Below are 13,603 nucleotides of genomic sequence, written 5' to 3' on the forward strand. Positions count from 1 at the left end.
TAAGGCTTGGCGATAAGCCAAGTTTTCTAATGTCACAGCTTATATCTTTTCTTCCAAAAACAACTAACTTTTAGAAAAAAGCCTTTCTTTAAAATAACATATGCGCTATTAAGGTGATGATCGGCAGTGTTATCAGTGTTCTCAAAAGAAAGATGATAAATAAGTCTTTAAATGAGACAGGCACTTTGGAGCCAAGTAAAAGCCCACCAACCTCTGACATGTAAATTAACTGTGTAACCGATAAGGCCGCAATAATAAATCTGGTTATTTCCGCTTCAATGGAAGATCCAATAATGGCAGGAAGAAACATATCGGCAAATCCTATTAGAATGGTTTCAGACGCTGCTTGAGCATATGGAACTTGCATTAATTCCAATAATGGAATGAACGGAAGCCCAAGCCAGGTAAATACTGGAGTATATTCAGCGATAATTAAGGCAATTAAGCCGAAAGCCATCACGATAGGTGCAACCCCCATCCACATATCGAGGATGTTCTGTCCGCCTTCTTTAAAGAACTTAGTGATACTTGTTTCTTTCTTACTGCGGTCCAATGCTTTTTTATAGCCAAATGTCAGTGTATTATAACCCTCGGGAATATCTTCTTCAATACCGCCCTCAGCTTCTGTAATATACGTATTTGCCTTTGTGGAAAGCGGCGGAATTCGTGGCATGATTAGTGCTGCAACAAACCCTGCTGCAATTACTGTTAAATAAAACGGAATAAACATATGCATCAGGTCTACTTCACTAATAACGACTAAAGTAAATGTAATCGAAACAACCGAAAATGTGGTGCCAATAACAGCCGCCTCACGTTTTGTATAGTAGCCTCCTTCATACTGTTTACTTGTCAGCAGAACACCAATTGTGCCATCACCTATCCACGATGCTAGAGAGTCAATTGATCCACGTCCAGGAAGTTTAAATAATGGGCGCATTACCTTGGTCATTAATGTACCAAATAAGTCCAATAAACCATAATTCATTAATAGTGGCAGAAATAGGCCAGCAAATAAAAATACAGCGAAAAGTACATGCAGTAAGTCACCTAATAATAGTTGCCCTGTAGCTGGTCCATGTATTGCTTCAGGACCTATTCGGAAATAAACCATGATTGCAAAAATGGCTGCAAGAATACGGGTTATTACCCAAAATATACTTACGTGAAATAACTGTTGAAAAAATGGTGTCTTACTAAAAGCTTCCTTACCAAGCAACCAAGCAACAATGGTCATGATTGCAGTTAACGTAATAATTATCATCATGATCGCTGATAGCTGATTAACAAGTAATTCCTGTATCCAATTGGCTAAAACAGCAATCGGAATTGTCATGCCACCATCAGTACCAACAGGAGTCATAAACAGGAATATTCCAAGAAGCGATGGGATAATAAATTTTAAATGGTTGCTCATTTCATACGAGTTATTTTTCATGATTTCCCCCCTAAGTAAAAATCTTATATTTCTATTATAAAGTATACGAAAAGATATGACTAGGAATGACAAAAACGTAAGCTCCTGTTCAGCGCTGCGGCTAGGTCGACGTTGCCGCAGGATGTGGTGGTTTTAGTCGAACATCCTTTATTTCTTTTGGTGGACACGGGGAGGGAAGTCCACTAGGCGCTAGGCGCTGGCCGGTGAGAACGCCCGTCCTGTGGCGTCACCGGCACTAGTACATCCTGTACGTCTAAGCTGGACGTGGCTGATTCGGGAGTCCAGTTATCTACAGCACTTTAATTTTATAGTTTCCTAGACAATGACAAAAGGCTGATCATCCAGATAGATGACCAGCCTTTAGTATTAGTTATTTTTTCCCGTTATTTGATTTTAACTTAATCTCATATTCAAAAGGAACTGGGTCTACTTGATCAGATGGTGCTGAATACCAGGTTGTCATGTAGTTGGTTCCTTTTTTGAACAACTGTCTTAATTGTAATGCGTCTTCATCCGTAACATTAAAAGGATCTACATGTTTTACTTTGTATTTTCCATGCTCGTCTTTATTTACAAATGTAACGGAGTAGTTAACATAATCTTCTGCTAGCTCTCCTTTTGATAGGAAATCGTCAGTAGAAGAGCCATCATAACTTAAACCGATTTCCGGAATAGCGATATTGTCAATAAACCATCCAGTGTCATTGTATCCCCAGTCTGTTAAATAGCGGAAGGAGATGTGAACCTGCTGACCAGCATATTCGGAAAGGTCAAAGCTTTCTTGTCCCCAGTCTTCAGAATGCCCGGTGAATCCTGGCAGGTTTTCCTTAATCTTTGGGTAACCTTCAGGAACGATGTCTGAGCGGGTATTTTCATTGGCGAGACTAGTCCATGACTGGCCATTGTCAGTCGAAACTTGGACAGCACCAAAGTCCCACTGTTCTTCAATATCCATGTAGTGATCAAAATTAAGTGTTGCTTCAGATACATTGGATAAGTCAGCTTCAAATATTAGATTGTGATCAGCTTCATGTCCCTCATTACCCCAGAACACATCGTTTGCTGAATCAAGAGGGTCTGCGACAGTTTCCCACTTCATTGGTAGGAAGTCAATGCCGTTAAAAGTGATATCTTTAATTTTACTGTCAAAATCTAATACCTTATAGTCAGCGCCCCATGCTGGAACACCATCTTTCTCATATTGCTTTGCTTTTTCAAAATTAACGGTTGTACCACGTTCAGTTCCTTCGTCATCTACCGGAAGTTCACGTAAGTCAATTATGTCGAAGCCGTAAATACCTTTTTCACCTTTCACATTATCAGGTTCATCCATCAAAACAGCAGTAACGAATTTTTCGTAAACACTCTGAAATGTTTCGTCAATTCCGTTGTCCTGATACGCTTGGTTGTAACTTTCAATTGAGGTCAATGGACTTTTAGCAACATCTAAAATGAAATCTTGTCCAAATTGTTCGTAGTTGTAAAGGGTGAACAAGTAAACCAAGCCATAGTCGGCAATCGTTTCCGGACCTGTTTCAGCATTTACATGGTCATCCCAATTTGTTAATGAATTCTCTGGATGGTCTAGTAGAAAGTTTATTGATCCGGCATCATGTCCATAACCGCCTAGGTATTCGGAAAATGTTGAGAATCCCTCGTTCAGCCATGATGTTTCAGTTGGGTCATTATCTGCGTGGATCAAGTGTTGCATTTCATGAATGGTGGTGGAGAAGAATGTACCTTCTAATCGTTCTTCCCAATTATTAGCATCAATTGTAATTATATTACGATCCATATATTGTTCCAAGGTTTGCCAGAAAAACCCTGCTACAAAGAATGGATAATCTGGATCGTAGTAGTTATCATCCGTAATATTGTCGACCAGCATGATTACTTTATCGTTACCATCCTCTGATTGGTAATATCCCTCAGGTACTATGCCTAGGTCTTCTAAAGCCGCTTCATTACCATCGAGTGAATCAGGTGTACCAAAGAAACCCGTTACGGTCGGATAGATATTCGAATCAAATTCGTCACGTAACTTATCTGCTTGCTCTTGTGTGACAACTTGTGGATCACGGGGGTCACCTTCAGGAAAGCTTAGGTCGTTCGCAACCCAGATTTCCACATTTTCACCAACACTCTTTAAAGTGAATTGTTTAAATGCGAGATCACGGTTAAGGAAGGACTTGGTACTACCAACAGATGTTGTTGAATTCCCATCATCATTTTGAGATGAGTTGCTATCTTCCTCACCATCATTTAAATCTTTAGCTGATTCCTTAATGATCTGTTCCGATTCTTTTTGGAAATCCTCATCCTCAGTTAGCTTGTTCAGGTGAGACGTAATATCTACTGTATCACCATAACGTTCTTTATCCCAATTGGTTACTTTATCTGCCTGACCTGATGAATCGTTAGCTGCTGCTGGAACTGCCAACGATAAAATCAATGCGCTTGCTGAAATAAATGCTACTAACTTCTTCATAAAAAACCTCCCTAGATTCATAGAATTATATAGTAGAAATTCACTACATACTCCTATTATATACAAGCTTTTACTAATTTTCAAAATATTACGAATGGTTATTTAGAACTATTTGTACGACCTTTTTCTCATTTTAACAGGTATAAAGAACTATTTTTGACGCAGAAAAATTTAAAAATCGACAGAACTGTACATAGAATTACATGTGTCATGGATAAAGAACTCTGTTTTGAACAAGAACACGCACATAGCTTATACTTTAAAATAAGAAATCAAGCAAACAAATTCACATTCAATCATATTATGAATATCTTTGCACGAATCGAGTATTTGTTATGGAATGGGTGGAGGTTGCAAAAATTAGCTGTGATTATGATACAATTATCGAAACAATGGATGAAAAGAATTTTATTTTACCAAATGACGTATCAATAGAAGGAAGACATACGTATATTTATTAAGGTAGATCACGGGCAAAAATCTAACCGATTCGATTTTTAAATATACCCTGAAGCTAACTCTTTCATTTTCCCGAGCTATGTTAGATTGGCTGGAAAGTGGGGAAAGAAATAAGTAATGGCAGAAAGAACAGCAGTACACACAAAGCAGGTACACCATTTTAATCTATTGCTTGAAAGAATTATTTTTGTCATGATTGTTATGGGTGCTTTCGTATATATTAACAATCTGATAATACTTGAGGCACCGTAACAGAAGTATTTTTATTAACGCTTTTAGTTGTTTTAAAAAACACTATCAATTTTATAAAACCAAGCCATTAGGGGGGTGTAGATAATGAGTGATATTTTAAGAAAAGGATTCTTATTAGGCCTTGGAGCAGCAGTAAGTGGTAAAGAGAAATTGGACCGAAAACTGCAGGAACTTGTTGATAAAAATGAGTTATCCCAGGAACAAGCAAGAACGGTAATGCGTAACTTTGTTGAAAAGGGCGAAATGAAGACAGACGAGTGGAGCACCAAGCAATTTGAACAAACCCAAGACATGGCAAAAGAGCTTGGCTTAGCTACAAAAGAAGAGATCAATGAATTACGCGCACGCATCTCGGTCTTAGAGGAAAAATTGGATGAAGAATAGAATGAAAGCAGGTCTCTAATGGAGGCCTGTTTTTTTGGCAGTTAAGAAAGTATAAATCCATTCTTAGTGCATAAGTGCAACTGTTTGGCGTATTCTGGATAATTCTGCTGATTATTCAATACTCTAGGGAAATACCATATGGACTTTATACAGAAAAACAATCGACATTTGCGTACTATTGGCACTTCGTTGATGTTATATGGGTGTTTATTTTCGTTCTTGTTTATCTCCCTTATTTAGTGTAAAATTTTACATAATAGGTATTAATTACCATTTAAAATTCCGAATCTGTAAAATATAAGAATATTTTATCAGTGAATTGAATAATTTAGCAAATTTTCTGTTGATTACCAATATAATAAACGGTACAATTATAAAAGGGGAAGAATACGGTTGCACCACAATAGGGGGATATAGCGTTATGAGAAGCTTTTTGCAGCTACTGGAGGATACAGAAGAAAAGCTTGGAAGGCGATTGTATAAGAACGAAGTAGAGTTTTTACAATGGGTTTATGAGCGCTATACGAGGGAGCAGCAGGTGAATGCTTAATTGTATTCCCTTACACCTACATAATGTCAATTAACGATATAACGGATTAAGCACAAAAAGTCTTGAAGATAGCCTTCAAGGCTTTTTGTAATTCTGCTGATAGTGTTATACTAAATTGAGTTCAGATTGAAAAAAGGAGTGGTCATCATGGCAGTGGCAACTGATACAATCATTCAGAAAATAATGAAGGAATTAACGCAGGCACAGCAAAAAAGCGATGATAATGCTGTGGTGCAAAAACATATTGCTAATGTACAGCTTCTTTGTGAACTAATATTGGAAGAGAAACCAAAATCTAATAGTAGTGAGATTTCAACGGAAGAAATGAAAGCGATGATCGGACATAGCAATAATGGTCGAAAAGAAAGCACAACACGTCGTGAAATTGAAGAAGATGACGATGCAAATGGCAGTTCCATATTCGACTTTTAACAACATTAGAAAACTTGGCTTATCACCTAGCTAAGCCTTAGTTGCACTTATGCAGTAAGAAAGTATTAATACTTTCTTAACTGCTGAAAAAAGAGAGGGGCATAAATTATGAAGTTATTCTTAATTCTGGGAGCAATAAATGGATTCCTGGCAGTTGCCCTGGGAGCTTTCGGAGCACATGGGCTTGAGGGGAAGTTGTCCGAAAAAGCCTTAAAAACGTGGGACAAAGCAGTTAACTATCAAATGTTTCATACAATGGCACTACTGATTACTGGACTACTACTAACGAAATTACAGAGCGGCGGCATGGTCTGGGCAGGCTGGATGTTCCTGGTTGGTATTCTATTATTCTCAGGCACGCTATATATCTATTCAACTACCGGTATTAAAACTTTTGCAATGATTACACCAATTGGTGGCGTCGCATTTCTAATTGGCTGGGTGCTGCTTGGGTATGCTGTTATGAAATATCTATAGTTGGAAAAGAAGGATGGTTGTGACAAGCATAAGCATAGTGGCTTTAACAAATTGTTTCGCACCCTCTGCTGTATTATGAGTGTTCATAGCAATAATTGCTTCACAGAAAATACTAATAGCTAATAAATATAAACTAAACAACATAATGATGAGAATACCTTGAAAAATAGAAATTAGCCCAATTATCACAACTAATACAAGGGTTATCAATTCAAGGCGAATGAATTTTTCGTAAGGATGTCTCATTTGAACTTCCCCCAGTTGTTATAATAGAAAAACTTGGTTTTATACCAAGTTTTTCTAACGTTCAACAGTTGTTTATCGTGATGGGTATACTGATTCTCCATTTCCATATGGGTAGGAGTAATTAATTTCCTCATCAAAAGTTACATAGTCAAGGTATATCATTAACAGTAAATACCTTTTTCCTGATTGAGGATCACTTAAAATGATATGATCTCTTCCAGCTGCTTCAACAATTCCTCTAAAAACTTTAGCATTCCACTGACTATTATTTTCAAATGTCATATACACGGTAGCAGCTTTTCCCTCATTCAGCCGAAGAATATTTTCAATGTAAGATTGCTCCATTGGAAGTTGCCCAGTACCAAGTTGCCCCATGCCATCAGCTTGTTGTTGCTGTTGTGCCTGCTGGTTCTGCTGATTTTGCGGACTCTGAGGCATTTGCCTAGGGTCATAAGCTGGATAATACGCTGGTGAAAATTGTGGATAGTAATAGTAAGGATATTGCTGGTACGAATTTGTAAAGCCTTGATTTTTATTTCTCTCGTTTTCACTCATAAAAAAACCTCCTATTAGTATGCTTTTGGACATTCAAATGCTGTTGGTGCATAGTAACAATTTGCTTTGTACCTGCCTATGTTCCATGGGGTTTGACATGCGCCCTCTAGCCTGAAAAACCACAAAGAGTTTGATGCGGGATAGTACCTTTTCAGCTAAAAACCCTTCTTGGCAGTTAAGAAAATACTGTAAAGATGCAGCTAAAGCTTATCTATATTAAGGCATGCATTTCAGAGTATAAGGAGTTCTAAGAAAGCAAAATACACCTTCATAAGAATCCCATCAGCGAATGCCAAGTTTTCTAACTAAATTTATATCCTTCTGACGGGCCTGACTCACAATCAGTGTTTCCCACCATAAGCATGCCAAGTTTACCGTCCTCTTCAGCTTTTGCACGCATTAACCTTGCCGATAATTTTAATTCTTTTTGATTGTATCGAATAACAGCCACACCAAACACACCTCGTTTTTGTAACTCGTGCTGGTTAGGTCTACTAAATATGTGTATGTAAGTATGGGCGGAATGATGACTGTCCTTAGAGGATTTTTTATAGCAGGAATGAACCACACACGTGTATGTGTAAGTTGTGGTTGAAAATCTCAAAATCTGGTAGGAGTTTCTCCTTCAAATTAAACAAAAAAATTGCCTCGAATTTATCGAGACAATTTTCATTTAGTTATACGTGTAAATAAGCGTCAATATCATCTTTTGCCAAGTGGTTTCCAACGAAAAATTCGCCAAACTCACCGAAGCGTGCACTTACTTCATCAAAGCGCATTTCGTAGACGATTTTTTTCAGCTGTAAAGGATCGTGAGCAAAAAGGGTTACGCCCCATTCCCAGTCATCAAAACCGAAGGAACCAGTGATGATTTGCTTAATATTACCTGCGTATTTTCGGCCTGTTTTACTATGTTCATAAAGTAGTTTTGCCCGTTCTTTAAAGTCGACTGAATACCAGTTATCTTCACCGTCGCGACTTTTGTTCATCGGATAGAAACTAATATGCTCCCATTTAGGCAGAATCGGTTTCAGGCGTTCCTGTGTTCTAGGATCATCCTCCGCATGCTGAGGGCCATATTTCGAAAGCTCAACAACAGATACATACGAATGGGCGGGAAGTAGAAATTCGGCAAATTTTGATTTGTTAAATTCCGTTTCAATATCAGTCAACTCATCCATAGTTGGACGCAAAAACATAAACATTAAATCAGCTTTTTGGCCAACAACTTTGTATAAAACATGACTTCCATTTTCTTCATTTTCAACAGCTTCCCATTTGGTAAGTAGATTTTTAAATTCATGGATTGCTGATTCGCGCTCTTCACTGGATGCGTATTTCCAGGATGTCCAGTCAATCGTGCGTAAATCATGCAAACAATACCAGCCATCCAAGGTTTCAACTGCTTCAGCTGCCATTCTATATCTCTCCTTCATCAATTTGAAATTATTCATCATATGTTTTTACTATATCATAATTAGGGAACGATAATCATGGAATAAGGTTTTGTCACCAGTCCGTCAATATTACTGCAAAAATGAAGGGTGATTTCTTTTAATAGGCTCGATAATCAATTATCATTTTAAGTAGAAAATATAATAGGAGGTACTCAATCATGAGTAATCTTTTTGATCAATTAAGTGATAAAATAAAAACAACTGATAAATCTATCGTTTTTCCGGAAGGGATGGATGAACGAATTCTTACCGCAGCAAGCCAACTTGGTGCAGCTGGTATTCTAACACCTATTTTATTAGGGAATAGGAGCAAGATGAAACAGAAAGCAGAAGAAATTGGTGTCGATATTTCCACATGCAAATTAATGGATCCAAAAGACTTTGCTGAATTTGATTTAATGGTGGAAACCTTTGTTGAACGCCGTAAAGGAAAAGTTACCGCTGAACAAGCACGAGAAACCTTGCTTGATGCGAACTACTTTGGAACGATGCTTGTATACATGAATCAGGCAGATGGACTTGTTAGTGGTGCGACTCATTCAACCGCGGATACTGTCAGACCAGCATTACAGATTATAAAAACAAAAGATGGAATTAAAAAGACCTCCGGCGTATTTATCATGGTTCGAAACGATGAAAAATATGTGTTTGCTGATTGTGCGATCAACATTAACCCTGACAGTCAGGATCTGGCGGAGATAGCAGTAGAGAGTGCTGTTACTGCCGAATTGTTTAATGTTGACCCACGTATTGCAATGCTTAGTTTTTCGACAAAAGGTTCGGCTCAGTCTGAAGAAACAGATAAAGTTGTTGACGCATTAAATCTTGCAAAAGAAAAAAATCCTTCACTCGTAATTGATGGCGAGTTTCAGTTTGACGCAGCATTTGTTCCAAGTGTTGCCTCGAAAAAAGCTCCAGATTCCGTCTTGAAAGGTGATGCGAATGTATTTATTTTTCCAAGTCTTGAAGCGGGAAACATCGGATATAAAATAGCCCAGCGATTAGGAGAGTTTGAAGCAGTAGGTCCAGTTCTGCAAGGGCTCAACAAACCTGTGAATGACTTATCGCGAGGGTGCAGTGCTGACGATGTCTATAAACTGGCAATCATTACAGCAGCACAAGCATAATACAAAAAAGAAAGGCTTACAGCGAATTGAAGTTCTGCTGTAAGCCTTTTTTAAGTTGATATCGTATGCTGGTTGGTTGATAGATGAGTTTTCAGGTTGATATATGGATATACAGGTTGATAAACGGAATACCGGGTTGATATACAGTTATTGCGGTCGATAAATCAAATCCCCGGTCGATAAACCGCATATCAGGTTGATAAACGAGATTGCAGGTTGATAAATGATTTCCCCGGTTGATAAACGATGTATCGAATTGATATACAGTTATTGCAGTCGATAAATTACTGCATCCCAGCAATCCTCTCATTCCGCTTAACCATTTGTTCATATCTTGTTTTAAAAGCCTCCTGTTCATCAGCGGAAAAATCATCCGTTACAATCGTGTCACTAAAGTGCTGAAGGGATTCTAAAACACGATCCTTCATCCCATTAACAGTTATTTTTGTCCCTAAAAGTTCTGTTAGCGAAGCCATTGTTGATGGATCCACATCTGGAAACGAAAACTTGGTTTCAGCGTCTTTAAGCCCCACGCTATAAAAATCACGAATCAATGATGCTCGCTCAACACCTTTTCCTTCCACATCCAAGTATATTTGAATGGCTGCTCCATCTTTTACTCGACGCTGTGAAATCCCAGCAAATTTTCTGCCGCCGATACTTAAATCATAGTCACCAGGACAATAGGAGCCAACAATTTCATAGGCCTCAATTTCATTTGTCAGGTCGCGCAGCATGTACTGGATAAAGCTCACCATCGCCTCATAACAATCATGAATAGAAATATGCTTCACATCAGGCAGGACCAGCGAAATATTTAAAACACCTGCGTCTAATGCGACCGCTAACCCTCCGGAATTCCGGACAACAACATGATATCCCTGTTTGTTTAGCAGTTCTACGCCTTCTTCAATATAAGGTAAGCGTGCATCAGGAATGCCTAACACAACGGTATCAGGGTGGACCCATAACCTTATCGCCGGTGCAGTGTTTTTTCCACCAACAGATAGCGCCAGTACATCATCAATTGCAAACGACGTTAATGCTGTATAGGCTTTTTTATTAAAAAAATTTTCTTTTGAATGATCGAGATAGCGAAACTGCTTGTGCCTGACGATTTCCTTCCAGTTTTTCATAGTTTTCTCCTTTTGCTCAGAAAGATTGGCTCTTTTATCCTTAGGTTATTCATTATATAATAAAGTAAATAATGTCGAAAAGAAACGGGTTGGAAAAATGGCGTACAAAGATGAACAATTAAATGAAGAAAAAGTATTTAAAGATCCCGTCCATAGATATGTTCACGTGAAGGATCGTGTTATCTGGGATTTGATTGCTGCACCGGAATTTCAGCGTTTACGCCGGATTAAACAGCTTGGAACGACTAATTTAACGTTTCATGGGGCAGAACATAGCCGCTTCAACCATTCATTAGGCGTTTATGAAATTGTCCGCCGGATTCTTTATAATTTCGAAAACCGCCCGCATTGGAATGATGATGAGCGTCTGCTGTGCTTATGTGCTGCTTTACTGCACGATCTGGGTCATGGACCATTTTCCCATTCGTTTGAAAAAGTATTTAAGCTGGATCATGAGCATTTTACCCAACAAATTATTATGGGTGATACACATATACATACAATCTTAGAGCGCGTTTCACCTGGTTTTTCTAAAAAGGTTGCTGACGTGATTGATAAAACATATGAGGACAAATTAGTTGTCAGTCTCATATCAAGCCAGATTGATGCTGATCGGATGGATTATCTGCAACGTGATGCTTATTTTACTGGTGTCAGCTATGGTCATTTTGATATGGAACGAATTTTACGGGTGATGCGTCCGATTGATGATCAGGTTGTCATTAAATCAAGTGGAATGCACGCGGTGGAAGACTATATCATGAGTCGCTACCAAATGTACTGGCAGGTATATTTTCATCCTGTAACGAGAAGTGCAGAAGTCATTCTGTCAAAAATCCTCCATCGTGCCAAATATTTATTTGAAACAGATTATACCTTTAAACTGAAGCCAATGCATTTTATTTCATTTTTTAAGGAAAAGGTTGATCTAGCTGATTATTTGAAACTGGATGAATCCATTGTCTCTTACTACTTTCAGTTATGGCAGGAGGAAGATGACGAGATTTTGCATGATTTGTGTGAACGGTTTATGAATCGTCGCCTGTTTAAATATATTGAATTTAATCCGAACCAGCAAATGAATGAGTGGATGGAGCTTTATCGGTTGTTTCAGGAGGCCGGAATTGATCCGGAATATTACCTTGTGGTCGATTCGTCATCTGATCTGCCATATGATTTTTATCGACCTGGTGAAGAGGAAGAACGACTTCCGATTCATTTGATGATGCCTAACGATGAGCTGAAAGAGCTTTCCCGTCATTCGGATATCGTTGAAGCTATCTCAGGGAAAAAACGTACGGACCATAAGCTGTATTTTCCTAAAGATTTGTTGGAAGAACTTAGTGATGATTGCCCAGCCAAACGAAGAATTTTAGAATTATTATATGGTGAAGGAGCGGGAAATAATGTTAACTAATCATGCGAAATTAATGCAATTTTTTTCTGTGGCAAATGAAGTTACGGGTCGGAAAAAGCTGCAGAAGATGATTTATATATTACAAAAATGTGATATGCCTTTTGAGGAAAAATATCAATTTCATTTCTATGGTCCTTACTCTGAAGAGCTATCGCTTCGTACAGAGGAACTATGTAATCTAGGCTTTATTGCTGAGGAAAAAGAGGAAAAGAGTAACTATTTTCAATATAACTACAGCATTACCGCAGATGGTCAGGAATTTTTAAATCAATTTAAATTGGAAATACCTGATATGACAAAGCAGGTTCAATTATTGAAAGGTAAGAGTTCGCGTTTTCTTGAACTTGTATCGACAATGCTTTATTTTGATGATTTAACGGAGGCGGACATGGTTGAAAAGATACATACCGTCAAGCCGAAGCAAAAGTATACAAATGATGAAATAACTGAAGCAAGCCAATTTATTAAATCAATTAACCCACCTCAATAATGTTGGTGGGTTTTTAATTTTAAATTGCAATGGATGAAATGAGGGCTTCAGTTATGCTAGAATATTAATTAAAACCTAAGTAGGAGGGTTCCGAAAGTGAGTTCAGAAGATCAGAATAAAAAGAAGACAAATCAATTTACAATACTTAAAGATGATTCAACGGACGGTCACGGAGGGTATGGTGCCGGTACAGTCAGCCTTGAAAATATGTCCCCGGTGATTATTGACCCAAATGAAGATCGTGCGTTTGTAGATATGGGAGCAATGCACGCTCGAAGTGAAATAGAACGACGTGTCAAATTTTTACCTAACAAAGATGAAGTGCCAAATGGGAAATTATATTGGATTGTTTGGGTAAATGTTGAAAAAAATAAAAATGGCGCCTATTTTTCCGGTGTTTGCGGAAGTGAGGTTCGTGTTGACCGTTCAATCAAACGAGCTTATAAATCAATGCCTGAGCATGTGACTCACATGGAAAAATCATTAAAGGGCAAGATTATGCTTGAACACATGGATGATCATTCGAAAAAGTTATTAAAGGATTTCCTTGCCGATTTTGAAGGTGGAGATATGTGGAATAATTCTACAGATGAGTTAAAAGAAGTACTTCCGAAATAATGAACATTTTGTGACCGTATTATGAACAATTGATTTACAACTTGTACTTTAATAAATAAATTTGTAAAATGTATATA

At 38.0% G+C, this 13,603-nt stretch carries 18 protein-coding genes; 11 read left to right on the top strand and 7 right to left on the bottom strand.

The genetic code is table 11. From position 1 onward, the window contains the following. Positions 1 to 88: 88 nt before the first annotated feature. Positions 89 to 1,438: a YjiH family protein gene (locus tag BMY13_RS02315; protein WP_092491407.1), complete on the bottom strand. Its 1,350-nt coding sequence runs from the start codon at positions 1,436 to 1,438 to the stop codon at positions 89 to 91. A 370-nt stretch (positions 1,439 to 1,808) separates the two neighbouring features. Beyond that, positions 1,809 to 3,926, bottom strand: a complete 2,118-nt coding sequence (locus BMY13_RS02320; RefSeq protein ID WP_092491408.1) for a choice-of-anchor J domain-containing protein — start codon at positions 3,924 to 3,926, stop codon at positions 1,809 to 1,811. A gap of 335 nt (positions 3,927 to 4,261) precedes the next feature. On the opposite strand from BMY13_RS02320, the gene BMY13_RS19855 reads away from it, so the two are divergent. From BMY13_RS19855 to BMY13_RS02335, 7 genes are all read left to right on the top strand, one after another. Beyond that, complete coding sequence (locus tag BMY13_RS19855; RefSeq protein ID WP_281243637.1) at positions 4,262 to 4,387, top strand: hypothetical protein; 126 nt, start codon at positions 4,262 to 4,264, stop codon at positions 4,385 to 4,387. Positions 4,388 to 4,502: 115 nt separating this feature from the next. Next, on the top strand, positions 4,503 to 4,637 hold the full coding sequence (locus BMY13_RS19860; RefSeq protein ID WP_281243638.1) for a hypothetical protein: 135 nt from the start codon (positions 4,503 to 4,505) through the stop codon (positions 4,635 to 4,637). A gap of 84 nt (positions 4,638 to 4,721) precedes the next feature. After that, positions 4,722 to 5,021: a phasin family protein gene (locus BMY13_RS02325; protein WP_092491410.1), complete on the top strand. Its 300-nt coding sequence runs from the start codon at positions 4,722 to 4,724 to the stop codon at positions 5,019 to 5,021. 74 nt (positions 5,022 to 5,095) lie between these two features. Then, positions 5,096 to 5,266: a cytochrome c oxidase subunit 3 gene (locus BMY13_RS19130; protein ID WP_139184783.1), complete on the top strand. Its 171-nt coding sequence runs from the start codon at positions 5,096 to 5,098 to the stop codon at positions 5,264 to 5,266. A gap of 176 nt (positions 5,267 to 5,442) precedes the next feature. Next, positions 5,443 to 5,571, top strand: coding sequence for a hypothetical protein (locus BMY13_RS19865; RefSeq protein ID WP_281243639.1), 129 nt, complete (start codon positions 5,443 to 5,445; stop codon positions 5,569 to 5,571). 147 nt (positions 5,572 to 5,718) lie between these two features. Then, positions 5,719 to 6,003, top strand: a complete 285-nt coding sequence (locus tag BMY13_RS02330) for a YwdI family protein (protein WP_092502223.1) — start codon at positions 5,719 to 5,721, stop codon at positions 6,001 to 6,003. Positions 6,004 to 6,111: 108 nt separating this feature from the next. After that, positions 6,112 to 6,480, top strand: a complete 369-nt coding sequence (locus tag BMY13_RS02335) for a DUF423 domain-containing protein (protein ID WP_092502225.1) — start codon at positions 6,112 to 6,114, stop codon at positions 6,478 to 6,480. On the opposite strand, the gene BMY13_RS02340 is transcribed toward BMY13_RS02335, so the two are convergent. The 4 genes from BMY13_RS02340 to hemQ form a co-directional block, all read right to left on the bottom strand. Then, positions 6,475 to 6,726, bottom strand: coding sequence for a hypothetical protein (locus BMY13_RS02340; RefSeq protein ID WP_092491413.1), 252 nt, complete (start codon positions 6,724 to 6,726; stop codon positions 6,475 to 6,477). The two genes, BMY13_RS02335 and BMY13_RS02340, sit on opposite strands and share 6 nt — an antisense overlap. Before the next feature lie 72 nt (positions 6,727 to 6,798). After that, the gene (gene gerQ / locus BMY13_RS02345; RefSeq protein WP_092491414.1) at positions 6,799 to 7,281 is read right to left on the bottom strand and encodes a spore coat protein GerQ; all 483 of its coding nucleotides are present in this window, start codon (positions 7,279 to 7,281) and stop codon (positions 6,799 to 6,801) included. A 301-nt stretch (positions 7,282 to 7,582) separates the two neighbouring features. Continuing rightward, positions 7,583 to 7,732: a hypothetical protein gene (locus BMY13_RS02350; RefSeq protein WP_425445144.1), complete on the bottom strand. Its 150-nt coding sequence runs from the start codon at positions 7,730 to 7,732 to the stop codon at positions 7,583 to 7,585. Positions 7,733 to 7,958: 226 nt separating this feature from the next. After that, complete coding sequence (gene hemQ / locus BMY13_RS02355; RefSeq protein WP_092502227.1) at positions 7,959 to 8,699, bottom strand: hydrogen peroxide-dependent heme synthase; 741 nt, start codon at positions 8,697 to 8,699, stop codon at positions 7,959 to 7,961. 197 nt (positions 8,700 to 8,896) lie between these two features. On the opposite strand from hemQ, the gene pta reads away from it, so the two are divergent. After that, the gene (pta, locus tag BMY13_RS02360) at positions 8,897 to 9,865 is read left to right on the top strand and encodes a phosphate acetyltransferase (RefSeq protein ID WP_092491416.1); all 969 of its coding nucleotides are present in this window, start codon (positions 8,897 to 8,899) and stop codon (positions 9,863 to 9,865) included. A gap of 284 nt (positions 9,866 to 10,149) precedes the next feature. Here the strand turns inward: pta and BMY13_RS02365 are convergent, their stop codons facing one another. Continuing rightward, entirely contained in the window at positions 10,150 to 11,001 is an 852-nt protein-coding gene (locus BMY13_RS02365) for a lipoate--protein ligase family protein (protein WP_092502229.1), read from the bottom strand. Positions 11,002 to 11,098: 97 nt separating this feature from the next. Between BMY13_RS02365 and BMY13_RS02370 the strand changes: the two genes are divergently transcribed. The 3 genes from BMY13_RS02370 to BMY13_RS02380 all read left to right on the top strand — a co-directional run bounded on the left by BMY13_RS02370 (position 11,099) and on the right by BMY13_RS02380 (position 13,526). Then, positions 11,099 to 12,418, top strand: a complete 1,320-nt coding sequence (locus tag BMY13_RS02370; protein WP_092502231.1) for an HD domain-containing protein — start codon at positions 11,099 to 11,101, stop codon at positions 12,416 to 12,418. Next, entirely contained in the window at positions 12,408 to 12,908 is a 501-nt protein-coding gene (locus BMY13_RS02375) for a YwgA family protein (protein WP_092491419.1), read from the top strand. Before BMY13_RS02370 ends, BMY13_RS02375 begins: the two co-directional genes overlap by 11 nt. Positions 12,909 to 13,004: 96 nt before the next feature. Then, entirely contained in the window at positions 13,005 to 13,526 is a 522-nt protein-coding gene (locus tag BMY13_RS02380; RefSeq protein ID WP_092491420.1) for a YwhD family protein, read from the top strand. Positions 13,527 to 13,603: the final 77 nt, after the last annotated feature.

The sequence above is a fragment of the Virgibacillus subterraneus genome (assembly GCF_900110695.1).
Taxonomy (GTDB): Bacteria; Bacillota; Bacilli; order Bacillales; family Amphibacillaceae; genus Lentibacillus; species Lentibacillus subterraneus.

Coding starts and splice junctions, on each gene's coding strand:
- BMY13_RS02330 (WP_092502223.1), top strand. CDS start 5,719: ATGGCAGTGGCAACTGATACAATCATTCAGAAAATAATGAAGGAATTA.
- BMY13_RS02375 (WP_092491419.1), top strand. CDS start 12,408: ATGTTAACTAATCATGCGAAATTAATGCAATTTTTTTCTGTGGCAAAT.
- gerQ (WP_092491414.1), bottom strand. CDS start 7,281: ATGAGTGAAAACGAGAGAAATAAAAATCAAGGCTTTACAAATTCGTAC.
- BMY13_RS19865 (WP_281243639.1), top strand. CDS start 5,443: ATGAGAAGCTTTTTGCAGCTACTGGAGGATACAGAAGAAAAGCTTGGA.
- BMY13_RS02325 (WP_092491410.1), top strand. CDS start 4,722: ATGAGTGATATTTTAAGAAAAGGATTCTTATTAGGCCTTGGAGCAGCA.
- BMY13_RS19855 (WP_281243637.1), top strand. CDS start 4,262: ATGGAATGGGTGGAGGTTGCAAAAATTAGCTGTGATTATGATACAATT.
- BMY13_RS02315 (WP_092491407.1), bottom strand. CDS start 1,438: ATGAAAAATAACTCGTATGAAATGAGCAACCATTTAAAATTTATTATC.
- BMY13_RS02365 (WP_092502229.1), bottom strand. CDS start 11,001: ATGAAAAACTGGAAGGAAATCGTCAGGCACAAGCAGTTTCGCTATCTC.
- BMY13_RS02335 (WP_092502225.1), top strand. CDS start 6,112: ATGAAGTTATTCTTAATTCTGGGAGCAATAAATGGATTCCTGGCAGTT.
- BMY13_RS02320 (WP_092491408.1), bottom strand. CDS start 3,926: ATGAAGAAGTTAGTAGCATTTATTTCAGCAAGCGCATTGATTTTATCG.
- BMY13_RS02340 (WP_092491413.1), bottom strand. CDS start 6,726: ATGAGACATCCTTACGAAAAATTCATTCGCCTTGAATTGATAACCCTT.
- pta (WP_092491416.1), top strand. CDS start 8,897: ATGAGTAATCTTTTTGATCAATTAAGTGATAAAATAAAAACAACTGAT.
- BMY13_RS19860 (WP_281243638.1), top strand. CDS start 4,503: ATGGCAGAAAGAACAGCAGTACACACAAAGCAGGTACACCATTTTAAT.
- hemQ (WP_092502227.1), bottom strand. CDS start 8,699: ATGGCAGCTGAAGCAGTTGAAACCTTGGATGGCTGGTATTGTTTGCAT.
- BMY13_RS02370 (WP_092502231.1), top strand. CDS start 11,099: ATGGCGTACAAAGATGAACAATTAAATGAAGAAAAAGTATTTAAAGAT.